The sequence below is a fragment of the Arthrobacter woluwensis genome, from assembly GCF_900105345.1.
In the GTDB taxonomy this organism is placed as follows: Bacteria; Actinomycetota; Actinomycetes; order Actinomycetales; family Micrococcaceae; genus Arthrobacter_E; species Arthrobacter_E woluwensis.
Genome location: NZ_FNSN01000004.1, coordinates 50,875 through 73,255 on the forward strand (window position 1 = coordinate 50,875; position 22,381 = coordinate 73,255).

Genomic DNA, 22,381 nt, shown 5'->3' on the forward strand with positions numbered 1-22,381 from the left:
GTCCGTCCCCGCCATTTCCGGCGGGACGGACCCCAGGGGCGGTCTCAAGCCCCGTCCGCCGGGAGTGGATAGACGAGGGCCGTGGCCACCGCGGTGAGTCCCTCGCCGCGGCCCAGGAAGCCGAGTCCGTCCGTGGTGGTGGCGGAGACGCTGACGGGAGCCCCGGCGGCCTCCGTCAGCACTGCCTCCGCTTCGAGCCTCCGGGGCGAGAACTTGGGACGGTTTCCCAGGAGCTGCACGGCGACGTTGCCGATCCCGAATCCCGCCTCACGCACGATCCGGGCGGCCTCGGTGAGCAGCCGCACGCCCGAGGCGCCGGCGAACTCGGGGCGGCCGGTGCCGAAGTGGGTGCCGAGGTCGCCCAGTCCGGCTGCGGAGAAGAGCGCGTCGGCGGCGGCATGGGCGACGACGTCCGCGTCGGAGTGCCCGTCGAGCCCTCGTTCGCCCGGCCAGTGGAGCCCTGCGAGCCAGAGGGGGCGCGGCGCGCCCTCTGGGGCGTAGGCGTGGGCGTCGACGCCGACCCCGGTGCGCGGGATGATCATGCCTCCCCCACCCAGCGTCCGGCGAGCGGCCCTTCGAGCAGGCCTTCGGCGAGGATCAGGTCCACGGCTGTGGTGATCTTGAGCGAATAGCTGGAACCGGCCACCACGTGGACCGGGATGCCGCGGGACTCGAGGAGCATGGCGTCGTCCGTGATGGCGGCGGCCTGCCGGTCATCGAGGTACCGTGCGTCCTCGTGGGCGGCCCGCAGCGCGGCCAGGCTGAAGCCCTGGGGCGTCTGGACGGCCCGCAGCGTCTCCCGCGCGATGTTGCCCGTGACGAGTTCGGGGGCGATCTCCGCGTCGGCGCCATGGCCCGCATGCACCTGTTTGATGGTGTCCACCACGGGGATGGCGGGGATGACGGCCCGGGCGCCCGCCCGCAGGGCGTCGGCCACCCGCTGGAACACCTGGACCGGGACGAGCGGCCGGGCCGCGTCGTGCACGAGGACGTGTTCGACGTCGTCCAGCACGGTGAGCGCGCGCGCCACCGAGTCCGAGCGGGTCGCGCCGCCCTCGACGACGCTGAGGCTCCACGGCGCACCAGGGTGCTCCGCGCGGAAGGTCTCCACGACCTCCCTCAACGCCGCGCCGTCGCCGGCGTCCGTTGAAGGAAGCGCGACGACGATCGCGTCCGCGACACCCGCGGCGACCACTCCCGACAGGGCGTGCCGCAGAATCGGTTCGTCGCCCAGGAGGACCTGGGCCTTGGGGATGCCGAACCCCAGGCGCTGCCCGGAGCCGGCCGCCAGGACCACCACCCCGAGCCGTGATTCAGAAGTCATAGAGCCAGCGTAGTCGCGGCGGCGGCGCCCGGCGGCAGCAGACGCTTGACCTCAACCATGGTTGAGGAGGTTGGCTGGCGTCATGCGGATCATCTCAGTAGCCTTCAACACCTCCGACCTCCGGCGCGCGGAGACCTTCTACGGGGAGCTCCTCGGGCTCCCGGTCCGACGCGAGGACGACCGGCTTCTCGTCCGGATCGGCAGGTCAGAGCTGGTGCTCCACGAGGGGCCCACGGGGCCGGGCCGACAGCACCTCGCGTGGACGATCCCCCGCGGACAGCTCGCCAGTGCCAAGCACTGGCTCAGTTCGCGGGTCACGCTGCTCCGGAACGCCGAGGGCCAGGACGAATTCGACATGCCGGCATCGTGGAACGCCCGGTCACTGTACTTTGCGGACCCGGAGGGGAACGTCCTGGAGCTCATCATCCGGCGCGACATCCCCGACGACCGGGACCACCCCTTCACGGCGGCCGACATCCAGAACATCAGCGAGGCCGGGGTGCCGGTCGTGGACGTGGAGGCCACCGCTGACGGGATCCGCGCGGTCTTCGGGATCCCCGACTACGGCCGCGGGTCGGCGTCGTTCCAGCCTCTCGGCACCGTGCACGGGATGCTCATCCTCGTCACTCCCGGCCGGTCCTGGTTCCCCACGGACGAGCCCAGCGGCACGTCACGGCTCGAGGTGACGATCGAGGCGGACCGGGACGGACGGTTCACCCCCGCACCGGGGATCATCCTCACGTCGCGGCGCGGAGCGGCCCTCTGAACGTCGGGCCGGCCTGAAAAGAGGGGCCCGAACAGCGAAAGGCCCGTCCGGTGCTGGTGCACCGGACGGGCCTTTCAGACGACGGGTCTTTCGGAAAACCCGGCGGGGAGTGCTAGGACGCCTTCACGTCCGAGGCGAGAACCTCATCCAGGACGTTCGCCGCGTGCTCCTCGTCCGTCTTCTCCGCCAGGGCGAGCTCGGAGATCAGGATCTGACGCGCCTTCGACAGCATCCGCTTCTCTCCCGCGGACAGGCCGCGGTCCTGGTCACGGCGCCAGAGATCGCGAACGACCTCGGCGACCTTGATCACGTCACCGGAAGCCAGCTTCTCCAGATTCGCCTTGTAACGGCGGGACCAGTTGGTGGGTTCTTCGGTGAACTCGGCACGGAGGACGTCGAAAACGTGCTCCAGGCCTTCCTTGCCCACGACATCCCGAACGCCCACCAGATCGACGTTCTCGGCGGGCACCTCAATGGTGAGGTCGCCCTGGGCTACGCGGAGCTTGAGGTACATCTTCTCAACGCCCTTGATGGTGCGCATCTTGATCTCTTCGATCTTCGCAGCACCGTGGTGAGGGTAAACAACCGTCTCGCCGACTTCAAAAACCATGTGGATTATCCCCTTTCCCGACTTCCAGTTTACCACGTGTGAGCGCGGCAACTTCCCGGGCCGGATGCCGCTCTTCCTTGAAATATCAAGGATCCAGGCGCACTCACAGGTTCGTCACGTGACTTGACGGACCGGCAAAAAGGTGCATCCGGGTCCCCGTGTCACAGCGCACCGGCCCCGCTGAACCAGGGCCCGTCCCATTTGCCGATAAACTGTCAGCAAAGAGCTCTCATTCACTCGTGCAAGGAGTTACGTAAAGTGCATTCCACTGCCCCCCAGACCGTCAAGCCCGGCAAGCGCGCCCTGGCCGCCGCAGCGTTGGGCCTCGGACTCCTCGCCGCCACCACCGCCTGCTCCGCCACCTCGGCCCAGCAGACGACCCACCAGTACGCGGCATCGGACGGCGTCAACGCCCAGTTCGGCGACATCAAGGTCCGCAACGTCATGCTCGTGAGCGATGGCGAGAAGAACCCGGGCCGCCTGCTCGGCAGCATCTTCAACGGCAGCAAGCAGGACGTCACGGTCACGGTGAACGGCGCCGAGGGCTCCCAGACCCAGGTCCGCGTCAAGGCGAACGACGAAGTCTCCCTCAACGAGAAGAGCGACGCCGCGATCCTCAGCACCACGGGTGGCGCTCCGGGCTCCCTGGTCAGCCTCCAGTTCTCCGGAGAGGGCAAGACCGACGACGTGAAGGTCCCCGTCCTGGACGGCACCATCAAGGAGTACAAGCAGTACCTGCCCGCCCCCAAGGCCACCCCGGGCGCCTCCACCAAGGCCGAGCCCACCACCTCCGCCACTCCGGAGTCGACCTCCACCACCGAGGGCGGCCACTAGCCTTCAGCCGGCCTCCTGCCCGGCGCGACGACGACGGCGCGGCCCCGCGCGGTGACATCCTCACCGCCGGGGACCGCGCCGTCGTCGTTCCCGCTCAGGGATGATTTTCCCGCCCGCGCGACCGGCTGAGCGAGCGCGTGAGCACCCTCGCCGGCACCCCGGAAACCCTGTGAGCAAACACACAGCCGCGCCAGCCGTCCAACAGGTGCCACGCGCACGCCGGTACGGAAGAATATGAAGTGCGGCGTGAGCCGCCCCTTCCCTGGAATTTTCTGTCAGAGGACGACTATGACCATTTTGAACCTGGTCCAGCCGCGGTCCATCAGCCGCCAGCTGGCACGCCTCGACACTCCCGGCCGCTTCTTCGGCGCTTACCTTCTGGCCCTGGCCATCCTGGCCGCCCTCATGGTCGGCCTGGGAGCGCTCGGCGGAGTGGCCCTGAACCTCGGCGTCACCGCCGTGTTCATGCTGCTTCTCGCGGAGCTCGTCCTGACGGTGGCCTTCCTGGCCGTCGCGCTGGGCGGGCCCCTGTACTGGAGCTCGCAGCGGTGCGGCCGCTGAAGCCTCCACCCGGAGCACGTCAGGCGCCATCAACGCTGAAGGAGCGGACCCTGAGGGTCCGCTCCTTCAGCGTTGTCGCGTCACCAGGCCCCGGGACTCCCGGGGCCTGATGATCAGCCCAGTGCTCACGGCTCGAACTTGTAGCCCAGCCCGCGGACGGTCACGAGGTACCGCGGCGCGGAGGGATCAGGCTCGATCTTGCTGCGCAGGCGCTTGACGTGGACGTCGAGGGTTTTGGTGTCGCCCACATAGTCGGACCCCCACACCCGGTCGATCAGCTGGCCACGGGTCAGGACACGGCCGGAGTTCCTCAGGAGCATCTCCAGGAGCTCGAACTCCTTGAGGGGCAAGGAGACCTGTTCGCCCCCGACGCTGACCACGTGCCGTTCGATGTCCATGCGCACCGGGCCGGCCTGGACGGTGGTGGTGATGAGTTCCTCCGGCTCGCCCTGACGGCGCAGCACGGCGCGCACGCGGGCGACCAGCTCGCGGGACGAGTACGGCTTGGTGACGTAGTCGTCGGCGCCGAGCTCCAGGCCCACCACCTTGTCGATCTCCGAGTCCTTAGCCGTCAGCATGATGACCGGCACCGAGGACCGCTGACGCAGCTGCCGGCACACCTCGGTGCCGGACTGGCCCGGCAGCTGGAGGTCCAGCAGCACCAGATCCGCGCCGTTCCGGTCGAATTCGGTGATGGCGTCGAGGCCGTTGTCCACGACCTCCACCTCGAAGCCCTCCTTGCCGAGCAGGTAGGACAACGGGTCGCTGAAGGACTCCTCGTCCTCCACAATCAGAATGCGGCTCACGCCTGGACTCCTTCGTGATGAGCGCTGCTTTGATGAGCATTGCGGCGGCCGGTCCTCCCGGCCTCTGGGGTTTCCTCCGGGCTTCCCGCGTCGCCGGAGGACTCGCGGCCCTCCATCTCGGGAAGGCGGACGGTGAAGGTGGAACCCTGGCCCGGCTGGGACCAGACGGACACCTCCCCACCGTGGTTGGACACGACGTGCTTGACGATGCTGAGCCCCAGTCCCGTGCCGCCGGTGGCACGGGAACGGGCGGCGTCCACCCGGTAGAACCGCTCGAAGACGCGCTCCTGGTCCTCCGGTGAGATGCCGTCTCCCTGATCGGTCACCGAGACGGCGATGAGGCCTTCGCGCGAACGGATGCCGATGCCCACCCGGGTGTTCTCCGGCGAGTACCGGATGGCGTTGTCGATGAGGTTGCGGAAGGCCGTGGTCAAGAGGTCCGGATCGCCGAAGACGCGGGCGTCGGTGCCGGCGCTGCCGACGACGAGCGTGATGTTCTTGCTCTCCGCAGGAAGTTTGGATCGGTCGACGGCGTCGGCGATCACGTGGTTGATGTCCACCACCGTGCCCTGCAACGCGATGTTCGCTCCCTGCAGCCGGGACAGTTCGATGATGTCCTGCACGAGGTCCGCGAGACGCGAGGCCTCCTTGTGCATGCGCTTGGCGAAGCGGCGCACGGCCACCTCGTCGTCCGAGGAGTCCTCCAGTGCCTCGGCGAGCAGGGAGATGGCGCCCACGGGGGTCTTCAGCTCGTGAGAGACGTTGGCGACGAAGTCGTTGCGGATCTCCTCGGTGCGGGTGATCTCGGTGCGGTCATCGGCGAGCAGCAGCACGTATTCATCACCCAGGGCCGCGGCGCGCACCTGGACGATGATGGAGCCGGCGCCGAGCGGTCCGCGGGGCAGTTCGAATTCGCCTTCCAGGATCACGCCGTCACGACGGACCTTCGCGGTCATCTCGAGCAGCTGATGGTGCACCACGGTATGGCCGCGGACCAGGCCGTAAGCGTAGGCGGCAGGGCTGGCACGCACGACGCCGTCGATGTCATCCACGATCACGAAGGCCCGTCCCAGGACGCTCAGGACCTCCGCGGCGCCCTCCGGAAGCTGTGCCTCGTCAAGCTCGTCGTCCACCAGGGTGCGCTGATGTTCACTCGCACGGAAGGCGAGGACGCCGAAGACACCGAGGCACAAGCCGACGAGGCCCGCGATGACGCCGATGAGCAGAGGATCCACATCCCCAGCTTACGGTCCGGTGTGACGGCATCCGGCCAGATTGCGGGGCGGAGCAGTCCGGTTCAACTAACGTTCACTTTCAGGACGTGCACTATTCACGGCCTGCTGACACTGTAAGTAGCTGGACCACCAGCGTGTTGGGGGCGCTCCCCGGACGGGGCGTCACTGCGGCACGCAGCCATACGAAAGGACGCCGTCAGTGCGCAAGGCTTTCCAGGATGAGCTCGCCCAGGTGGGCGATGAGCTCGTTGAAATCTCCAAGTTGGTGGCGACCGCCATCCAGAACGCCACGCAGGCCTTTGAAACCGCTGATGTGGACCTCGCCCAGGACGTGATCGCCGCGGACGCCCGCATCGACTTCCTGCAGAACGCCCTCGATGAGAAGGCCATCGACATCCTGGCTCTCCAGGGCCCCGTCGCCAGCGACCTGCGCATGATCGTCAGCTCCCTGCGCATGAGCGCCTCCCTCGAGCGCATGGGCGACCTGGCCCGTCACATCGCCCAGCTCACCCGCCTGCGCTACCCGGCCCAGGTCATCCCGGCATCCCTGCAGGACACCTTCCGCTCCTTCGCCGAGCTGGACATCCAGATCGCGAACAAGGTGGCCGAGCTCCTGGAGACCCACGATCTGAACGTGGCCCGCCAGATCGTCCGCCTGAACCTCGAGGTCGACGAACTGCACGCCGGCGTCTTCAAGGCCGTCGCGGCGGACGACTGGTCCGGCAACGCCTCCACCTCCGTGGACGTCGCCCTGGCCAGCCGCTACTTCGAGCGCTTCGCCGACCACGGGGTCTCCGTGGCCCGCAAGGTCAGCTACCTCGTCAACGGCGAGTGGCAGCCGGAGGAGATCGGCGGCGCCTGACACTGATCCGGACAGCACGACGGCGGGGTGGTCACCCAGGTGACCACCCCGCCGTCGTGCTGTGCGTCGTCAGGGATCCGACCGGGCTGCGTCCAAGGGAGGAACGACCGAGCAGCCGGCGGATCCCTGACGGAGCCTTATTTCTTGCCCTGGTTCGCGACAGCCTGGATCGAGGCCGCGGCGGCCTCGGGATCCAGGTAGCGGCCGCCCGGGTTGAGCGGGGCGAAGTTCTCGTCCAGTTCGTAGACGAGCGGGATGCCCGTGGGGATGTTCAGGCCGGCGATGTCGTCATCCGAGATGCCGTCGAGGTGCTTCACGAGCGCACGCAGCGAGTTGCCGTGGGCGGTGACGAGGACGGTCTTGCCGGCCTTGAGGTCTTCCTTGATGTCGGACTCCCAGTACGGCAGCAGACGGACCAGGACATCCTTGAGGCACTCGGTCCGGGGCACGGCGTCGCCGAGATCGGCGTAGCGCGGGTCGCCCACCTGGGAGAACTCGGAGTCGTCGGCCAGGGGCGGCGGCGGGGTGTCGTAGCTGCGGCGCCACTCCATGAACTGCTCCTCACCGAACTCGGCGAGGGTCTGGGCCTTGTCCTTGCCCTGGAGTGCGCCGTAGTGACGCTCGTTCAGGCGCCAGTCGCGCTTGACGTCGATCCAGCCGCGGTCGGCCTTCGCGAGGGCGATGTTCGCCGTGTTGATGGCCCGCTTGAGACGCGAGGTGTAGAGCACGTCCGGCAGCACGTCGTTCTCGACGAGCAGCTCACCGCCGCGGGCGGCCTCGGCACGGCCCTGATCGTTGAGGTCCACATCCACCCAACCGGTGAAGAGGTTCTTGGCATTCCATTCGCTGTGACCATGGCGCAGCAGGATCAAGGTGTACGTCATGCTTCAATCCTAGCCAGCCGCGGAGGCCCCCGGTCGTTTGCGTCTTAACGTCGCCGCGCATGACCGCGCCTACCATGGGACGGTGGTCCAGAAATCCGAACGCCTCCGCGCCCCCGCCCGCGCCGCGGGACGGACCGGGAGACCCTTGGGCAACGTCACCCGCGGGACCACCAACCCCAACCGCATGCGCCGCGTCGACCGGTGGATCACCGGCACGCAGGCCTGGCGGTTCCGGGATGCCGAGCGGCCGCTGGCCGTGGATCTCGGCTACGGGGCGAGTCCGCGCACCGCGATCGAACTGTTCGAACGACTCCGCACGGTGGATCCCGGCTTCCGGCTCACCGGGGTGGAGATCGAACCGGGCCGGGTGGCCAAGGCCCTGGAGGAGGCCCGGCCCGGTCTGGACTTCCGGCTGGGCGGATTCGAGCTCCCGGTGGAGGAGCGACCGGTGCTGGTGCGGGCCTTCAACGTCCTGAGGCAATACGACGAGGGCGATGTCGCGGCCATCTGGGACACGCTGCGTTCCCGCCTGGCCCCGGGCGGGCTCGTGGTGGAAGGGACGTGCGATGAACTGGGCAGAACCGCCTCCTGGGTGGCGCTCGACGGCGACGGCCCCCTCAGCCTCCACCTCTCGGTGCACTTCGGCTCACTGGAGCTGCCGTCCCAGACGGCGGAACGCCTGCCCAAGGCTCTCATCCACCGGAACGTTCCCGGCGAGCGCATCCACGCCTTCCTGCATGCCGCGGATCAGGCCTGGCTGGCGGCGGCACCGTTGGCGAGCTTCGGGAAACGGCAGCGCTGGAGGAGAATGTGCGAAGTCCTGCGGGACACCGGCTGGCCCGTGCTCGACGGACCCCACCGCTTCCGGCTGGGCGAGCTGTCCGTCGCGTGGGAGGCCGTGGCGCCCGGGGCGTGAAGCCCTCAGGCCCAGGCCGTGCTCACCAGCTGCTCACCAGCCAACGCGCCTCACCAGCGCGCCCGTGCTCACCAGCTGTTGTAGCCCCCGCTGCGGAGGTCCTTGATGGCAGGCCGGACATCAGCCAGATAGACGCAGGATGCCGTCACGGCGACGAGCGCGAACAGGCCCAGGCCACCCGACCTCGACAGCACGGAGAGCAGGCCCACCGCGGCGGCCGCACCGGTCACGGCTAGCCAGAATCCCTTGCTGCGCTTCATGGCGGCCTCGTAGTCCCCGGGCTTCCGGATCAAGGCGTCGATGAAAGCCCAGGCCTCCAGCCCGAAGGCCACCAGGCCCATCACGAAGTAGACGGCCATGGTGGCAAAGGAGATCAGCAACTGTCCGCTCACCCCTCCAGCCTATCCTCCGTGGCCCGGCAGCGCGTCGAGCGCCTGGGACAGATCCGCCCAGAGGTCCTCCGCGCTTTCGATCCCGACGCTCAGCCGCACCAGGTTGTCCGGGACGCTCACGGGCTCGGCGACGTGGCGCCGTCGTCGTTCGATGAGTGACTCGACGCCGCCCAGGGAGGTCGCCGGCACCCAGAGGCGCAGCGCCCGTACGAGGGCGTCGGCGTTCTCGGCGCCGCTGTGTCCGCCGGACGCCCCCACCTCGATGGCCAGGATGGAGCCGAAACCCTTCAGCTGGGCCGCGGCCCGTTCGTGACCGGGGTCCTGGGGCAGCCCGGGGAATCGGACGCGGTCCACGGCGGGGTGCGCGTCGAGCCGCTCCGCGAGGACCTGCGCGCTGGCCTGCGAGCGCTCCACCCTGAGCGCGAGCGTCCGCAGACCCCGCAGCGCGAGCCAGGCCTCCCAGGGGCCGGCGATGGACCCGTGCAGCGCTCGGTGGTGCAGGAGGGTGTCCCGCAGACCGGGGTCCCGGGCGACCAGCGCACCGAGCACCACGTCCGAATGGCCCGCGAGGTACTTCGTGACCGAGTGCAGCACCAGGTCCGCGCCCAGGAGCAACGGCTGCTGGACCAACGGGGTGCAGAAGGTGTTGTCCACGACCACGAGCGCGCCCGCCTTCCGGCCCTCGGCGATGAGGACGGGAAGGTCGGCGACGCCGAGCATGGGATTGGTCGGGCTCTCCAGCCAGAGCAGATCGGCCGCCCGGTCTTCTGCTGTCAGCGCCGCCAGGACGGCGTCCGTGTCCGCGATGTCCACGAGCCTCAGGGTGAAGAGACCCTTGTCCGCGAGCTCGGAGGCCATCTGCACGGTGCCCGCGTAGGAATGCCCCGGCATCACGACGACCCCGCCGAGCGGCACGAGGGACAGCGCCGCGCTCACGGCCGCCAGGCCCGAGGAGAAGAGGAGCGCCGGCTCGGCGGACCCTTCCAGCCGGCCCAGGACGTCTTCGAACGCCTCCCACGTGGGATTCGCATACCGGCCGTAGCCGCGGTCCCCGGCGCCGAGCGGGCCCGTGCCGATGAAGGTGGAGGAGAGCACCACGGACGGGTTCACGGGGGCGTCCCGCTCCCGGTCCGGACGGCCGGCGGCCACCACGAGTGAGTCAGGGCTGAGGTCCAGGGATTCGTGCATGGACCTCACGTTACGGCGCGCTCCGGCACCGCGGGCAAGGGGATCCCGTCATGTGGGCAACGGGATCGCCCGTCATCCACATCGGAGCGTACTCTCCGCCTGCACCCAGCTTGGCCCGCTAGGCTGTGAGGGTGACTACCAGCGCAAACGGAACCGGCCTGTTCATCGCCTTTGAAGGCGGCGACGGCGCCGGGAAGTCCACGCAGAGCCGGCTGCTGGCCGAGGCACTGCGGGGACGCGGCATGGTGGTCGTCCAGACCCGGGAACCGGGCGGCACCGAGATCGGCGAGAAGCTCCGGTCCCTCGTCCTGGATCACGGACACGGCGAGATCGATCCCCGCACCGAGGCCCTCATGTACGCGGCGGCACGCGCGGCCCATGTGGAACAGCTCATCCGCCCCGCCCTGGCGCGCGGCGAGGCCGTCATCACGGACCGCTACATCGACTCGTCGGTCGCCTATCAGGGCATCGGACGGGGACTCGGAACCCAGGAGGTGCGGGACCTCAACGCCTGGGCCACCGGCTCCCTGTGGCCCGACTTCACCGTGGTGCTGGACGTGGATCCGGTCGAGGGGCGTGCCCGCCGGGCTCCCGGCGGCGAGGACCGTCTCGAATCCGAACCTGACTCCTTCCACGCCCAGGTCCGCAACGCCTATCTGGAAGCAGCGGCCGCCGCCCCCGAGCGCTATCTGGTCATCGACGCCCGCCAGGACGTCCCGGTGATCGCCGGCCTGATCCTGGACCGGGTGGAGCAGGTCCTCTCGGCTCATGGCGCCACGTCCGCCGTCGCGACGGGCGCCGGCCCGGGCTCGCCGGGAGCAGGCGCGTGACGGTCTTCGACGAACTCCGCGGCCAGGACGCCGTGGTCACCCAGCTCCGCCGGGCGGCCGCAGGCGACGGGATGACCCACGCCTGGCTCTTCACCGGCCCGCCCGGCTCCGGCCGGTCCAATGCGGCCACGGCCTTCGCCGCCGCGTTGAACTGCGAACAGCCCGACCCCGCCCAGCGCGGCTGCGGTCAGTGCCACGCCTGCCGGACGATTCTCGGCGAAACGCACCCGGATGTGCAGCACGTCCGCACTGAGAAGGTCACGATCACCATCGACGAGGCCCGTGAACTGGTCTCGACCGCCGGCAACCACCCCGCGTCCGGCCGCTGGCGCATCATCATCGTCGAGGACGCGGACCGCATGGCGGAGCGGACCACGAACGTGCTGCTCAAAGCCATCGAGGAACCCACCGCACGCACCGTCTGGATGCTCTGCGCCCCCTCCCCCGCGGACGTGCTGGTCACGATCCGGTCCCGTTGCCGCGGCGTCGGTCTGCGCCTGCCCGCGGTGGACGACGTCGCCGCGCTGCTCGTGGCACGCGACGGCGTGGAGCCGGCTCTCGCGGCCAGTGCGGCGCGGATGGCGCAGAGCCACGTCGGGATCGCCCGGCGTCTGGCCCGCGACGCCGACGCCCGGCAGCGCCGCCTGGAAACCGTCCGGTTCCCCCTCGCCCTGAAGGGCATCACCTCCGCGGTGCTCATGGCGGAGCGGCTCATGTCCATCGCGACCGCCGAGGCGGACAGCTCGAACGCCGAGCGTGACGCCACCGAACGCGCCGCCCTCCTGGGGTCCCTCGGCCTTGAGGAAGGGGCCACCGTGCCCCCGGCCCTGCGCGGCCAGCTCAAGCGCCTCGAGGAGGACCAGAAGCGGCGCGGGAAGCGGTCGGTGACCGACTCGCTGGACCGGACGCTGACCGATCTCCTCTCCTTCTACCGGGACGTGCTCATCCTGCAGGTGGGCGCCACCGGGTCGCTCGTGAACGAGGAGATCCGGGCGGACATCGAGGCCTTCGCGGCCGATGGGACGCCGGAGCAGACCCTGGCCAGGATCGATGCCGTCAACCTCACCCGGCGGCGGCTGGTCACGAGCAATGTGGCCCCGTTGCTGGCCCTGGAAGGCATGGCGGCGGGGCTGGTCTGAAGCCGGCACGCAGCCGGGCAGCGAGACCGGGAAACGACTCACAGACAGAACCGCGGCCGGAGTGGACCGGCCCGCGGAGACGACACGGCGAACCACGACAGTTCGGAAGGCGGACGAGGATGAGGCAGAGCGTGAAGGGCACTGCGACGAGCACGGGGCGGAACCCGCGGACGGGGCGGGCGCGCACCGGGCTGTTCGCCGCCGTCGTCGCGTCCGTGGCCGTGCTGGCACTGAGCCTGAGCGGCTGCGTGACCATCCCGGCTCCGGAGAAGGGCTCGAAGGCCCCCGCGGCCGGCAGCCAGCAGGAAGGCCTGAGCGACGGCGCTCCGGCCGAACTGAAGGACTTCTACGGCCAGAAGGTGAGCTGGACGTCCTGCGAGCACGATGCGAGCTGCGCCTCGGTGAAGGTCCCCACCGATTACGACAATCCGGGCAAGGGGAGCATCGAGATCGCGCTGATCAAGATCGCGGCCACCGGGAAGTCCCAGGGGTCGCTCTTCATCAACCCCGGCGGTCCGGGCGGGTCCGGTTTCGACTTCGTCAACGAGTCGGCTCAGTGGATCCTGAGCGATGAGATGCGCTCGAACTTCGACCTGGTCGGTTTCGATCCGCGCGGCGTCAAGCGCTCCGCGCCGGTCACGTGCCTCACGGACCAGGAGCGGGACGAACAGCGGGCCGAGTACTTCGACCCCGCCACCGCGGACGGCCTGGCGCTGGCGATCCAGGAGCAGCGCGACACCAACGAGGCGTGCCAGCAGAAGACCGGCCCCGTGCTGTCCCATGTGGACACCGCGAGTGCCGCCAAGGACCTGGACATCCTGCGGGCCGCGCTCCGCAATGACAAGCTCAACTACCTCGGCTACTCCTACGGGACGTTCCTCGGCTCGACCTACGCCACGCTGTTCCCGAACCGCGTGGGCCGGATGGTCCTGGACGGCGCGCTGGACGCGACCCTGAGCCAGTCCCAGCTGACCGTGGGCCAGGCGAAAGCCTTCGAACGGAGCCTCCGGGTGTTCGTCGAATGGTGTCAGCGCAACTCCGGCTGCCCGCTCAGTGATGGGGTCGACGCCGGGATCGCCCGCATCCAGAAGCTCCTCGCCGAGTACGAGAAGAGCCCGCAGCCGGCCAATGACGGCCGTCCCGTGACGGTGAACAGCTTCGTCTCCGGCCTGATCGTCCCGCTCTACAGCAGTTCGAGCTGGCCGACCCTGCGGCAGGCCCTCGCCCAGGCGCTCGTGGGAGATCCGTCGCCCATGATGCAGCTCGCCGACTTCGGCGCGGACCGGGATTCGCAGGGCAAGTACACCTCCAACAGTTCCTTCGCCTTCAACGCGATCAACTGCCTGGACTACACGCCGGACTCCTCCGAGAGCGATATGCGCAAGGAGGCCCAGGAACTCCAGAAGGTCTCGCCCACACTCGGCAAGTACATGGCCTACGGCGGCATCTCCTGCGAAGGCCTCAAGACCACCGGCATCCGCAAGGTGGCACCGGCGTCGTACAGCGGCAAGGCGCCGATCGTGGTCATCGGCACCACCGGCGACCCGGCCACCCCGTACGAATGGGCCGGGAACCTGCGCAAGCAGCTCGGCAACGCCTCCCTGGTCACCTGGGAGGGCGAGGGCCACACCGCCTACGGCCGCGCGGGCGACTGCATCACCAAGGCGGTGGACAGCTACTTCGTGAGGGGCACGACGCCGGACGACGGCTTGCGCTGCACCTGAGCCTCTGCGCACCATGAGTGAGCGCGTGCGTGCGTGAGTGAAAAGGCCCCGGCGGATCCCGCCGGGGCCTTTCGCTGTCCTGGGACGCCTCGCTCGTCCTCAGAGCTGCCGGCCGCCGAGGAGCGGCCGGCTCCCCTCCCGCAGGAGACCGGGGATGTCCCGGATGGACGGGACCACGGCATCGGCCCCGGCGGCGCGCAGGGCGAACTCGGAGTGGGCGCCGCTCAGCACGCCGGTGACGAGCCCGGCGCCGGCGCGCAGGCCGGACTGGATGTCCGCCGTCGTGTCCCCCACCACGAGGACCTCGCGGACGTCGTCCAGGTCGAGGGCGAGCACCGCGGTGAGGATCATGTCCGGATGAGGACGGCCTCGTCCGGCGTCCTCCGGGCACAGGCTCAGGTCGGCGAGGCCCATCCAGCCGAGCGATTCCAGGATGGTGTTCTGCGTGTGGCGGCCGAATCCGGTGACCAGGCAGAGCTGCATCCCCGCCTCACGGAGCCACTCCATCGTCTCCCGGGCTCCGGGGATGGCCTGGACACCGCCGCGGGCCACGAGCCGGTCGTAGGACTTCTCGAACACGGCGTTGGCCAGCAGCGCCCGCTCCGGCTCGCCCTCGTAGAGCTGCCGGAAGACGCCGAGTTTCGAGAGCCCCATGGCACTGTGGGCGAAATCCATCATGGATCCGAACCGCTGGCCCTCCGGGTCCTCCCCGGCATCGAGGAACGCGTCGCGGAGGGCCTCGTCGATGAGTCCTCCGTCGGTGACGGTGGTGCCGGACATGTCGACCACGGCGAGCCTCAGGCAGCTCGCCCGGCCCGTGATGTCCTGGGCGGTGGTCCGTCCGGCTACCGGGTTCACGGTCATCGTGTGCGCTCCTCTGCTGGTCCTCGCCACACGGGTCCGGCCGCGCGGCAGCACGTGCCCCCCAGGGCGCCGTGAGCTACAGGTTCCCGCGCGCGGGCGACGGCCAGCTGAACCGTGCAGGACCGGGACATGAACAGGCGACCGCGCCCGGGAGAAGGCCCTGCAGAGGGCCGTTTTGACCCACGGCCGGAGTGCACCCTAAACTTGTTTCCTGTGCGGTCAGGCCAGCAGGCCAGGCGCGGCATGTGCTTCCTTAGCTCAGTCGGTAGAGCGTTTCACTCGTAATGAAAAGGTCATCAGTTCGATTCTGATAGGAAGCTCGGACACGGCGAAGGCCCCCAGGAATTCCTGGGGGCCTTCGCCGTTCCCCTGACCCTTCGGTCAGGGCCGGCCGGGACAGGTCGGGTGGATCACCGATCAGGCGAAGTCGGAGACCGCCGGGTCGGGGCCGATACGTCCCTCGGCGCCACGGTCGAGGCTACTCAGCGCCGTGATGTCCTCGTCATCCAGCGTCACATCGAGCGCCGCGAAGTTCTCCGCGATCCGGCTCTCCGTCACGGACTTCGGGATGACGACGTTGCCGATGGCCAGGTGCCAGGCGATGACGACCTGGGCCGGAGTGGCGCCGTGCTTCTCCGCGATGCGGACGACCTCGGGGTCGCTCAGCAGCTCGCCGCCCTGGCCCAGCGGGGACCAGGCCTGGGTGAGAATGCCCTTGCCCGCGTTGTACTCGCGCAGTGCGGACTGGTTGAAGTACGGGTGCAGTTCGATCTGGTGGATCGCGGGCACCACGCCGGTGGCCTCGATCAGCTCGTCGATGGCCTCACCGGTGAAGTTGCAGACGCCGATGGAGGTCACGCGGCCGCGCTTCTGCAGATCGACCAGGGCCTTCCAGGTGTCCACGTAGGTGCCACGCTGCGGCTGCAGCCAGTGGATCAGGTACAGATCGAGGTGGTCCAGGCCGAGACGGTCCAGGGACTCCTCGAACGCCGCGAGGGTCTTCTCATAGCCCTGGTCGGAGTTCCAGAGCTTGGTGGTGATGAAGAGGTCCTTGGGGTCCAGGCCGGACGCCGCGATCGCGCGGCCCACGCCCGCCTCGTTGCCGTAGATCTTGGCGGTGTCGATGTGGCGGTAACCGGCCTCGAAGGCCTGGCCGACCACGGTCTCCGCGACGTCGTCGGCCACCTGCCACACGCCGTAGCCGAGCTGGGGGATGGTGTTGCCATCGTTGAAAGTGAGATCTGGGTTTGCGCTCATGGCGCCATCCTTCCAAAGGAAGCTGTCACGCCACCAGACACAAAGGTCCCGGTTCTCTGTCAGCGAATCCGGGAATAGATCCGGTCACCGCCCGGATTGCTCCGCTTCGGAGACCAGGGAGCCGACGACGGCGGCCCGCCGCCGCACGCTGTCCACATCGGTGGTGCCGAGCCGGGCCATCGTGGCCGCCTGGGCGGCGGTCGCCAGGTCGTTGCCCGCCCGCGAGAGCAGACGGTGCAAGGGGGCCAGGTCCGGCGGGATGTCCAGGCCATCGCTCGGGGTGCTCCGCTGCGCCTCCACGCAGATCGTCCGGACCCTCGGGAGCAGACCGGCCAGTTCGTCGGCGATCGGCAGCAACTCGGCGTACAGGGCGTCGTCGCTCACGCCGTCCAGCACCTGGTGGAATCGGTCGAGGCCGCGCCGGAACCGGTCGTGGGCACGCCGCCAGAGGCCCTTGCCCAGTTCCGCGTCGTCACGACGGGCCTGCCTCAGTTCGCTGAAGAGACCCATGGGTCAGAGGTACTGGCCGAGGCCGGAGTCGGGCTCTTCGGGCCCTCCGTGCCGGGGGTTCTGCTGGTGTGCCGCCGGAGCGCGCTGCGGTTCGCCGTTGGCGCCGATGACCACGCCGGGCGCGACCATCGTGCCGGGCGGGAGCTGCCGGAGCTGAGCGGCCATCTGCTCGCGGGCGGCCTGCTGGGCCGCGATCGCGGTCTGGATGCCATGGAAGAGGCCCTCGAGCCAGCCGACGAGCTGCGCCTGGGCGATCCGCAGTTCCGCATCCGACGGGGCGGAGTCCTCGGGGAACGGCAGCGAGATCCGTTCCAGTTCCTCCACGAGTTCGGGGGCCAGGCCGTCCTCGAGTTCCTTGATGGAACGCTCGTGGATCTCCGCGAGCCGGCCGCGGGCCGCGTCATCCAGCGGGGCGGCCTTCACCTCCTCGAGGAGCTGCCGGATCATCGTGCCGATCCGCATGACCTTGGCCGGTTCATCCACGAGTTCGAGCATGTTGCGGGGCCGGCGGTCGCCCTCGCCGCCGGGACCCTGCTGTGCACGGGGCTCCTGCGGTACACGAGGGTCCTGCGAAGCGGGCTCCCGCGTCTCCCCCTGACCGTCGACCGGAGTCCCCTCCACGGGACGCCCCTCGACGGGACGCCCTTCGACGGGACCATGCTGCCCGGCTGCCGCTGCGGATTCCTGTGGCTTCGGCTCCTCACTCATGGCCCCATACTCTCACGGGCTCAGCAGCACCGGCCCTGTGGATTCCGGTCCTGCCGGTCGGTGCGGTCCCGCCAGAACTCCGCCTCGCTCAGCGGCTCGTGGTCGGGGTGGTGCGCTGCGTGGAACTCCAGGTACTTCTCATACGCGTCGGCTCCCAGGACACCCCGGATCCCCCGGCGCAGCGACTCCGCGCCACGGGTCAGCCGCTCCCACGGTGACGCGGACCGGACCGGCCGCACGCCCTGCGCCGCGGCCGGCGGCAGGGGCGCCCCGGGCGACGGCTCCGACGACGGCGGGGCGGCCGCCGTCGTCGGACTCTTCCGGTTCATCAGTGGTGCCCCGCGTCCGCGAGGCGTTCCGACGCCGGCACCTCCGCCCACTCCGCGGCGAGTTCGCGCTCGGCGGCGGTGGGGATCAGGCCCGCGGGCGCGAAGACCTTCGACGGGACGAACGGGTCCTCGTGGTCCGTGACCGGCTCCCCGGCCCGGTGTGCCTGGAAGGCCCGGACGGTGGCGATCAGGGCCGTGATGATGACGATGATCGCGAGGACCACGAACACCACGGACAGGATCCCCTGGATCATGGTGTTGCGGACCACGGCCTCCATGGCGGGCACGGTCTTCGCGGTGCCGAACGACGTCTTGCCGTCCGCGAGCGCCTTGCTGAAGGCGGCGTTGTTCGCGAAGTACCCGACGGCCGGGACGGTCGAGAAGATCTTCTGGAAGCTGGCGGTGATCGTGACCACCGCTGTGAAGGCCAGCGGCAGCGCCACCATCCAGAGCGCTCCGAAGCGGCCCTTCTTCGCGACGATCGCCAGGCACACGGCCAGAGCGATCGCGGCCAGCAACTGGTTCGCGATGCCGAAGAGCGGGAAGAGCGTGTTGATGCCGCCCAGCGGATCCGTGACGCCCATGATCAGGACCGCGCCCCAGGCCGCCACCATGACGGCCGTGCAGAGCCAGGCGCCCGGGCGCCAGGAGGCGTCCTTGAACTTCGGGACGAAGTTCCCGATCGAATCCTGGAGCATGAAGCGGGCCACGCGCGTTCCGGCGTCGACGGCCGTGAGGATGAAGAGGGCCTCGAACATGATGGCGAAGTGGTACCAGAAGGCCGCCATCCCCGGTCCGCCGATGAACTGCTGCATGATGTGCGCCAGGCCGACCGCGAGGGTGGGCGCGCCGCCCGAGCGGGAGATGATCGTCTGCTCCCCCACGGCCGCGGCCGCGTCCTTGAGCTCACCCGGGGTCACGTTCACCCCGGCCAGACCGAGCGAGTTCACCCACTGCGCGGCCTGCTCCACCGTGCCGCCGGTGAGGGCCAGCGGGGCATTCATGACGAAGTAGAGACCGCGGTCGATCGAGACGGCAGCCACCAGCGCCATGATCGCCACGAAGGACTCCATGAGCATGCCGCCGTAACCGATGTACCGGGTCTGGCGTTCCTTCTCGATCAGCTTGGGCGTGGTGCCGGAGGCGATCAGCGCGTGGAACCCCGACAGGGCGCCGCACGCGATGGTGACGAAGAGGAACGGGAACAGTGCGCCGGAAAACACCGGTCCGTTGTCCCGGCCCGCGAATTCGCTGAAGGCGGGGACGTTGATCTCCGGCCGGACCACCACGATCGCGACGGCCAGCAGTCCGATCACGCCGATCTTCATGAAGGTGGACAGGTAGTCGCGCGGGGCCAGCAGCAGCCAGACCGGGAGGATCGCGGCGACGAAACCGTAGACGATGATGCCCCAGGCGATGGTGGTCTTGTCCAGGTGGAAGAACGCCGCGCCCCACTCGGTGTGCGCCACCCAGCCGCCGCCGATGATCGCCGCCATCAGCAGGACGAAGCCGATGATGGAGATCTCCAGGACCTTCCCGGGCCGGATGTACCGCAGGTAGACGCCCATGAAGAGGGCGATCGGGATGGTCATGGCGACGCTGAACACGCCCCAGGGGCTCTCTCCGAGGGCGTTGACCACCACGAGCGCCAGGATGGCGACGATGATCGCCATGATGAGCAGCGTCGCCAGCAGGGCCGCGGTGCCGCCCACCACGCCGAGTTCCTCGCGGGCCATCTGCCCGAGCGACCGGCCGCCGCGGCGCATGGAGAAGAACAGCACCAGGTAGTCCTGGACCGCTCCCGCGAGCACGACGCCCACGATGATCCAGATCGTGCCCGGCAGATAGCCCATCTGGGCCGCGATGACGGGACCGACCAGCGGGCCGGCGCCGGCGATCGCGGCGAAGTGGTGGCCGAAGAGGACGTTCCGGTCCGTGCGGACGTGATCCTTGCCGTCGGCCTTGTACTCCGCCGGGGTGGCCCGGCGGTCGTCCGGCCGGATCAGTTTCCTCTCCAGGTACTTCGAGTAGAAGCGGTACGCGATCAGATACGTGCAGACCGCGGCGAACACGAACCAGATCGCGTTGACCGTCTCCCCGCGGACGATCGCGAGCATGACCCACGCCAGCCCGCCGAGCAGGGCGATGGCCGCCCAGAGCGCGATCCGCGCGGGGGTCCAGCGCCGGGATTCGGCGTCGAGTCTCTCCGGTGCGACGGCGGCGGGCGGCAGGGCGCCGCCCCGCTCTCCCGTGCTGCGTGTACCGCTCATGGGGGCCTCCTGGGTGCATACGTCAGCGGATGCGACCGTGCAGTGCTGCAGCGGTCCCACTAGGCACCCTAGTTCAGAGACACGTCACATGGTCAACAGGATCTTCCCTGTGTGCTGACCGGAATCGAAGTACCGGTGCGCTTCGGCGACCTCGGCCAGCGGGAACGTCCGCGCGACCAGTGGGCGGACGGAGCCGTCGGCGATCAGCGGCCAGACCACATCCCGCACGGCGTCCATGATGGCCGTCTTCTCCTCCACCGGGCGGGCGCGCAGCGTGGTGCCGATGACGGCGGCCCGCTTGCTCAGCAGGACGCCCAGGTCCAGTTCCCCGCGGGCGCCGCCCTGCAGGCCGATCACCACGAGACGGCCGTGCACCTCCAGCGCGTCCAGGTTGGCGGAGAGGTACTTGGCGCCCACGACGTCGAGGATCACGTCCGCGCCGTGCCCGCCGTTCGCTTCCCGCAGGGCCTCCGGGAAGCTCTGCGTCGTGTAGTCGATCGCGATGTCCGCACCGAGGAAGCCCCGAGCCGTGGCGACCTTCTCGGCGCTGCCCGCCGTCGTCGCCACGACCGCGCCCAGCGCCTTCGCGAGCTGGATGGCGAAGGCGCCGATCCCGCCCGTGGCCCCGTGGATGAGGACGGTCTCGCCCTCCTGCAGGCCGGCCGTCATGTAGAGATTGGAGTACACCGTGGCCGCCACCTCAGGCAGACCCGCGGCGGTCACCAGGTCGACGCCCTCCGGGATCCGGATCACCTGACCGGCGGGCACCACGACCTTCGAGGCATAGCCGCCGCCGGAGAGCAGGGCCACCACCTTCTCCCCCACGGCGAAGGGACGGGAGACGTCCGGGCCGAAGCCCGCGATGCGGCCGGAGACCTCCAGGCCGGGGATGTCGGAGGCGCCGGGCGGCGGCGGGTAGAAGCCCCGGCGCTGCTGCACGTCGGCCCGGTTCAGTCCGGCCGCGACGACGTCGATCAGGACCTCTCCCGGGCCGGGCACCGGATCCGGCATCTCGGTCACCTGCAGGACTTCCGGGCCTCCCGGCTCGGTGATCTGGACGGCTCGCATGGTCTCCACTCTCCTCTGGACGCTCTGGCCCCCCGTCTATTGTGCACGGCGCCTCAGATGCACGGCGCACGGGAGGCGGCGTCTCCGCAGGTCCCGCGTTCGCCCCTCCCCCGGCGGCGCCGCGCACGTTTGGAGCGCGCGTCCGCGCTGTGAAACACTTTGACGCAGGGAAGGTTGTCCGAGCGGCCGAAGGAGCTGGTCTTGAAAACCAGTAGGCGGTAACCCCGTCTCATGGGTTCAAATCCCATACCTTCCGCGGACAAGGGCTCCGGGACCATCAGGTCCCGGGGCCCTTTTTCATGCCCGGCCGCCGCTCACGGCCGGCTCCCCGGCCCGGGCCGCCGGGAGTTCACCCACCGGCCGCCGGCGGACCGTTGAAGAATGTCGGACCCCGGCGTTAGCGTCATCACTATCAGGGCACCCGGGCGCCGCCCACCCTGATCCGCCGGCGCACGGCGGCACTTCCCGAGAAAGCGAGCGCATCATGACCACCCCTACTTTCGCTCCCGGTGATCCCTGCTGGGCCGACCTGATGACGGATGATGTGGAAGCCGCCCAGAAGTTCTACGGCGAACTCCTGGGCTGGACCTTCGAAAGCGACGACGAGGAGAAGTACGGCGGCTACGTGACCGCGTCCAAGGACGGCCGCCAGGTGGCCGGCCTCATGGCCAAGCAGCCGGACCAGCAGGAGATGCCGAGCACCTGGGGCATCTACCTCAAGAGCGACGACGCCGAGGCCACCGCCGCGGCGATCACCGCAGCGGGCGGACAGGTGGTCGTGCCGCCGATGACCGTCCCGGAGATGGGCGTCATGGCGATCGCCGAGGATCCCTCCGGCGCTTTCGTGGGCGTGTGGGAGCCCCTCTCCCATGGCGGCTACTCCCTGATCAACGAGCCGGGCGCCGTCGGCTGGCACGAACTGGCCAGCCGGAAGTACGACGCCGCGGTGGACTTCTACCGCCAGGCCTTCGGCTGGGACATCTCCGTCATGGAGGACACCGAGGACTTCCGCTACAGCACCCTCGGCGAAGGCGATCAGGCACGTGCGGGACTGTTCGACGCCGCGAAGTTCCTCCCCGAAGGAGTGCCGTCGCACTGGCTCATCTACCTCGTGGTGGACAACGCCGACGAGGCCGCCCGGAAGGTCACCGAGCTCGGCGGCCGGGTGCTGGAGGAGCCGCGGGACGATCCGCATGGCCGTCACGCACGGGTCACCGATCCGTTCGGCGCGGTCTTCATGCTGCACCAGTCGCTCGTCTGAGACCCGTCCGGTCCTGTGCCGTCCCCGCCTCCGCGGGCGGTGA

At 69.5% G+C, this 22,381-nt stretch carries 24 protein-coding genes and 2 tRNA genes; 11 read left to right on the plus strand and 15 right to left on the minus strand.

Annotation, left to right across the window (positions count from 1 at the left end; all coding sequences use genetic code 11):
* Positions 1 to 44: 44 nt before the first annotated feature.
* Together ispF and ispD are read right to left on the minus strand one after the other, a co-directional pair.
* Positions 45 to 542 carry a 2-C-methyl-D-erythritol 2,4-cyclodiphosphate synthase gene (gene ispF, locus BLV63_RS15845; protein WP_066214987.1) on the minus strand — a complete coding sequence of 166 codons (498 nt, stop codon included), beginning with the start codon at positions 540 to 542 and terminating at the stop codon, positions 45 to 47.
* Entirely contained in the window at positions 539 to 1,324 is a 786-nt protein-coding gene (gene ispD, locus BLV63_RS15850) for a 2-C-methyl-D-erythritol 4-phosphate cytidylyltransferase (protein ID WP_066214985.1), read from the minus strand. The genes ispF and ispD overlap by 4 nt, the downstream gene beginning before the upstream one ends.
* An 82-nt stretch (positions 1,325 to 1,406) precedes the next feature.
* Between ispD and BLV63_RS15855 the strand changes: the two genes are divergently transcribed.
* Positions 1,407 to 2,090, plus strand: coding sequence for a VOC family protein (locus tag BLV63_RS15855; protein ID WP_066214981.1), 684 nt, complete (start codon positions 1,407 to 1,409; stop codon positions 2,088 to 2,090).
* Positions 2,091 to 2,202: 112 nt separating this feature from the next.
* On the opposite strand, the gene BLV63_RS15860 is transcribed toward BLV63_RS15855, so the two are convergent.
* On the minus strand, positions 2,203 to 2,700 hold the full coding sequence (locus tag BLV63_RS15860; RefSeq protein ID WP_066214979.1) for a CarD family transcriptional regulator: 498 nt from the start codon (positions 2,698 to 2,700) through the stop codon (positions 2,203 to 2,205).
* A gap of 258 nt (positions 2,701 to 2,958) precedes the next feature.
* Here BLV63_RS15860 and BLV63_RS15865 point away from each other — a divergent pair, with 258 nt between their 5' ends.
* Both BLV63_RS15865 and BLV63_RS15870 read left to right on the plus strand, forming a co-directional pair.
* Positions 2,959 to 3,534, plus strand: a complete 576-nt coding sequence (locus BLV63_RS15865) for a hypothetical protein (protein ID WP_066214977.1) — start codon at positions 2,959 to 2,961, stop codon at positions 3,532 to 3,534.
* Between the two features lie 288 nt (positions 3,535 to 3,822).
* On the plus strand, positions 3,823 to 4,095 hold the full coding sequence (locus BLV63_RS15870; protein ID WP_066214976.1) for a hypothetical protein: 273 nt from the start codon (positions 3,823 to 3,825) through the stop codon (positions 4,093 to 4,095).
* A gap of 125 nt (positions 4,096 to 4,220) precedes the next feature.
* On the opposite strand, the gene BLV63_RS15875 is transcribed toward BLV63_RS15870, so the two are convergent.
* Complete coding sequence (locus tag BLV63_RS15875) at positions 4,221 to 4,901, minus strand: winged helix-turn-helix domain-containing protein (RefSeq protein WP_066214974.1); 681 nt, start codon at positions 4,899 to 4,901, stop codon at positions 4,221 to 4,223.
* Positions 4,898 to 6,127: a sensor histidine kinase gene (locus tag BLV63_RS15880; protein WP_066215047.1), complete on the minus strand. Its 1,230-nt coding sequence runs from the start codon at positions 6,125 to 6,127 to the stop codon at positions 4,898 to 4,900. Before BLV63_RS15880 ends, BLV63_RS15875 begins: the two co-directional genes overlap by 4 nt.
* 208 nt (positions 6,128 to 6,335) lie before the next feature.
* Between BLV63_RS15880 and phoU the strand changes: the two genes are divergently transcribed.
* Positions 6,336 to 6,998: a phosphate signaling complex protein PhoU gene (phoU, locus tag BLV63_RS15885; protein WP_066214972.1), complete on the plus strand. Its 663-nt coding sequence runs from the start codon at positions 6,336 to 6,338 to the stop codon at positions 6,996 to 6,998.
* A gap of 137 nt (positions 6,999 to 7,135) precedes the next feature.
* Here phoU and BLV63_RS15890 read toward each other — a convergent pair whose 3' ends face one another.
* Positions 7,136 to 7,882, minus strand: coding sequence for a phosphoglyceromutase (locus BLV63_RS15890; RefSeq protein ID WP_066214970.1), 747 nt, complete (start codon positions 7,880 to 7,882; stop codon positions 7,136 to 7,138).
* Positions 7,883 to 7,964: 82 nt separating this feature from the next.
* Between BLV63_RS15890 and BLV63_RS15895 the strand changes: the two genes are divergently transcribed.
* Positions 7,965 to 8,798 (plus strand): class I SAM-dependent methyltransferase, encoded by an 834-nt coding sequence (locus BLV63_RS15895; RefSeq protein WP_066214968.1) that lies wholly within the window; start codon positions 7,965 to 7,967, stop codon positions 8,796 to 8,798.
* Between the two features lie 68 nt (positions 8,799 to 8,866).
* Here BLV63_RS15895 and BLV63_RS15900 read toward each other — a convergent pair whose 3' ends face one another.
* Together BLV63_RS15900 and BLV63_RS15905 are read right to left on the minus strand one after the other, a co-directional pair.
* Positions 8,867 to 9,190: a DUF2516 family protein gene (locus tag BLV63_RS15900; protein ID WP_066214967.1), complete on the minus strand. Its 324-nt coding sequence runs from the start codon at positions 9,188 to 9,190 to the stop codon at positions 8,867 to 8,869.
* 9 nt (positions 9,191 to 9,199) lie between these two features.
* Positions 9,200 to 10,378 carry a trans-sulfuration enzyme family protein gene (locus tag BLV63_RS15905; protein WP_066214965.1) on the minus strand — a complete coding sequence of 393 codons (1,179 nt, stop codon included), beginning with the start codon at positions 10,376 to 10,378 and terminating at the stop codon, positions 9,200 to 9,202.
* Positions 10,379 to 10,509: 131 nt separating this feature from the next.
* On the opposite strand from BLV63_RS15905, the gene tmk reads away from it, so the two are divergent.
* The 3 genes from tmk to BLV63_RS15920 all read left to right on the plus strand — a co-directional run bounded on the left by tmk (position 10,510) and on the right by BLV63_RS15920 (position 14,071).
* Positions 10,510 to 11,208: a dTMP kinase gene (gene tmk / locus BLV63_RS15910; protein ID WP_066214963.1), complete on the plus strand. Its 699-nt coding sequence runs from the start codon at positions 10,510 to 10,512 to the stop codon at positions 11,206 to 11,208.
* A complete protein-coding gene (locus tag BLV63_RS15915) occupies positions 11,205 to 12,347 on the plus strand; it encodes a DNA polymerase III subunit delta' (protein ID WP_066214962.1) in 1,143 nt (380 codons plus the stop codon). The genes tmk and BLV63_RS15915 overlap by 4 nt, the downstream gene beginning before the upstream one ends.
* A 119-nt stretch (positions 12,348 to 12,466) precedes the next feature.
* Positions 12,467 to 14,071, plus strand: coding sequence for an alpha/beta hydrolase (locus BLV63_RS15920; protein WP_082724195.1), 1,605 nt, complete (start codon positions 12,467 to 12,469; stop codon positions 14,069 to 14,071).
* A gap of 99 nt (positions 14,072 to 14,170) precedes the next feature.
* On the opposite strand, the gene BLV63_RS15925 is transcribed toward BLV63_RS15920, so the two are convergent.
* The gene (locus tag BLV63_RS15925; RefSeq protein WP_066214960.1) at positions 14,171 to 14,935 is read right to left on the minus strand and encodes an HAD-IA family hydrolase; all 765 of its coding nucleotides are present in this window, start codon (positions 14,933 to 14,935) and stop codon (positions 14,171 to 14,173) included.
* Positions 14,936 to 15,182: 247 nt separating this feature from the next.
* Between BLV63_RS15925 and BLV63_RS15930 the strand changes: the two genes are divergently transcribed.
* Positions 15,183 to 15,255: transfer RNA gene (locus BLV63_RS15930), tRNA-Thr, on the plus strand.
* Between the two features lie 97 nt (positions 15,256 to 15,352).
* Here the strand turns inward: BLV63_RS15930 and BLV63_RS15935 are convergent.
* The 6 genes from BLV63_RS15935 to BLV63_RS15960 form a co-directional block, all read right to left on the minus strand.
* Positions 15,353 to 16,192 (minus strand): aldo/keto reductase, encoded by an 840-nt coding sequence (locus BLV63_RS15935; protein WP_066214958.1) that lies wholly within the window; start codon positions 16,190 to 16,192, stop codon positions 15,353 to 15,355.
* 84 nt (positions 16,193 to 16,276) lie between these two features.
* Positions 16,277 to 16,702: a hypothetical protein gene (locus tag BLV63_RS15940; protein ID WP_066214956.1), complete on the minus strand. Its 426-nt coding sequence runs from the start codon at positions 16,700 to 16,702 to the stop codon at positions 16,277 to 16,279.
* Positions 16,703 to 16,705: 3 nt separating this feature from the next.
* Positions 16,706 to 17,410, minus strand: a complete 705-nt coding sequence (locus BLV63_RS15945; protein WP_066214953.1) for a bacterial proteasome activator family protein — start codon at positions 17,408 to 17,410, stop codon at positions 16,706 to 16,708.
* A 20-nt stretch (positions 17,411 to 17,430) separates the two neighbouring features.
* A complete protein-coding gene (locus tag BLV63_RS18985; RefSeq protein WP_066215043.1) occupies positions 17,431 to 17,613 on the minus strand; it encodes a YbdD/YjiX family protein in 183 nt (60 codons plus the stop codon).
* A gap of 125 nt (positions 17,614 to 17,738) precedes the next feature.
* Positions 17,739 to 20,009 carry a carbon starvation CstA family protein gene (locus tag BLV63_RS15955; RefSeq protein ID WP_066214951.1) on the minus strand — a complete coding sequence of 757 codons (2,271 nt, stop codon included), beginning with the start codon at positions 20,007 to 20,009 and terminating at the stop codon, positions 17,739 to 17,741.
* 84 nt (positions 20,010 to 20,093) lie between these two features.
* Positions 20,094 to 21,077: an NAD(P)H-quinone oxidoreductase gene (locus BLV63_RS15960; RefSeq protein ID WP_066214949.1), complete on the minus strand. Its 984-nt coding sequence runs from the start codon at positions 21,075 to 21,077 to the stop codon at positions 20,094 to 20,096.
* 168 nt (positions 21,078 to 21,245) lie between these two features.
* Here BLV63_RS15960 and BLV63_RS15965 point away from each other — a divergent pair.
* Positions 21,246 to 21,333, plus strand: a tRNA-Ser gene (locus BLV63_RS15965).
* Positions 21,334 to 21,561: 228 nt separating this feature from the next.
* On the plus strand, positions 21,562 to 22,338 hold the full coding sequence (locus BLV63_RS15970) for a VOC family protein (RefSeq protein ID WP_066214947.1): 777 nt from the start codon (positions 21,562 to 21,564) through the stop codon (positions 22,336 to 22,338).
* Positions 22,339 to 22,381: the final 43 nt, after the last annotated feature.

What these genes read in the sequence shown, in the direction of transcription:
- BLV63_RS15905 (WP_066214965.1), bottom strand. Translation starts at nt 10,378, where the DNA reads ATGCACGAATCCCTGGACCTCAGCCCTGACTCACTCGTGGTGGCCGCC.
- BLV63_RS15870 (WP_066214976.1), top strand. Translation starts at nt 3,823, where the DNA reads ATGACCATTTTGAACCTGGTCCAGCCGCGGTCCATCAGCCGCCAGCTG.
- BLV63_RS15960 (WP_066214949.1), bottom strand. Translation starts at nt 21,077, where the DNA reads ATGCGAGCCGTCCAGATCACCGAGCCGGGAGGCCCGGAAGTCCTGCAG.
- BLV63_RS15935 (WP_066214958.1), bottom strand. Translation starts at nt 16,192, where the DNA reads ATGAGCGCAAACCCAGATCTCACTTTCAACGATGGCAACACCATCCCC.
- BLV63_RS15945 (WP_066214953.1), bottom strand. Translation starts at nt 17,410, where the DNA reads ATGAGTGAGGAGCCGAAGCCACAGGAATCCGCAGCGGCAGCCGGGCAG.
- BLV63_RS15860 (WP_066214979.1), bottom strand. Translation starts at nt 2,700, where the DNA reads ATGGTTTTTGAAGTCGGCGAGACGGTTGTTTACCCTCACCACGGTGCT.
- BLV63_RS15940 (WP_066214956.1), bottom strand. Translation starts at nt 16,702, where the DNA reads ATGGGTCTCTTCAGCGAACTGAGGCAGGCCCGTCGTGACGACGCGGAA.
- BLV63_RS15970 (WP_066214947.1), top strand. Translation starts at nt 21,562, where the DNA reads ATGACCACCCCTACTTTCGCTCCCGGTGATCCCTGCTGGGCCGACCTG.
- BLV63_RS15955 (WP_066214951.1), bottom strand. Translation starts at nt 20,009, where the DNA reads ATGAGCGGTACACGCAGCACGGGAGAGCGGGGCGGCGCCCTGCCGCCC.
- ispF (WP_066214987.1), bottom strand. Translation starts at nt 542, where the DNA reads ATGATCATCCCGCGCACCGGGGTCGGCGTCGACGCCCACGCCTACGCC.
- ispD (WP_066214985.1), bottom strand. Translation starts at nt 1,324, where the DNA reads ATGACTTCTGAATCACGGCTCGGGGTGGTGGTCCTGGCGGCCGGCTCC.
- BLV63_RS15925 (WP_066214960.1), bottom strand. Translation starts at nt 14,935, where the DNA reads ATGACCGTGAACCCGGTAGCCGGACGGACCACCGCCCAGGACATCACG.
- BLV63_RS15920 (WP_082724195.1), top strand. Translation starts at nt 12,467, where the DNA reads ATGAGGCAGAGCGTGAAGGGCACTGCGACGAGCACGGGGCGGAACCCG.
- BLV63_RS15890 (WP_066214970.1), bottom strand. Translation starts at nt 7,882, where the DNA reads ATGACGTACACCTTGATCCTGCTGCGCCATGGTCACAGCGAATGGAAT.
- BLV63_RS15855 (WP_066214981.1), top strand. Translation starts at nt 1,407, where the DNA reads ATGCGGATCATCTCAGTAGCCTTCAACACCTCCGACCTCCGGCGCGCG.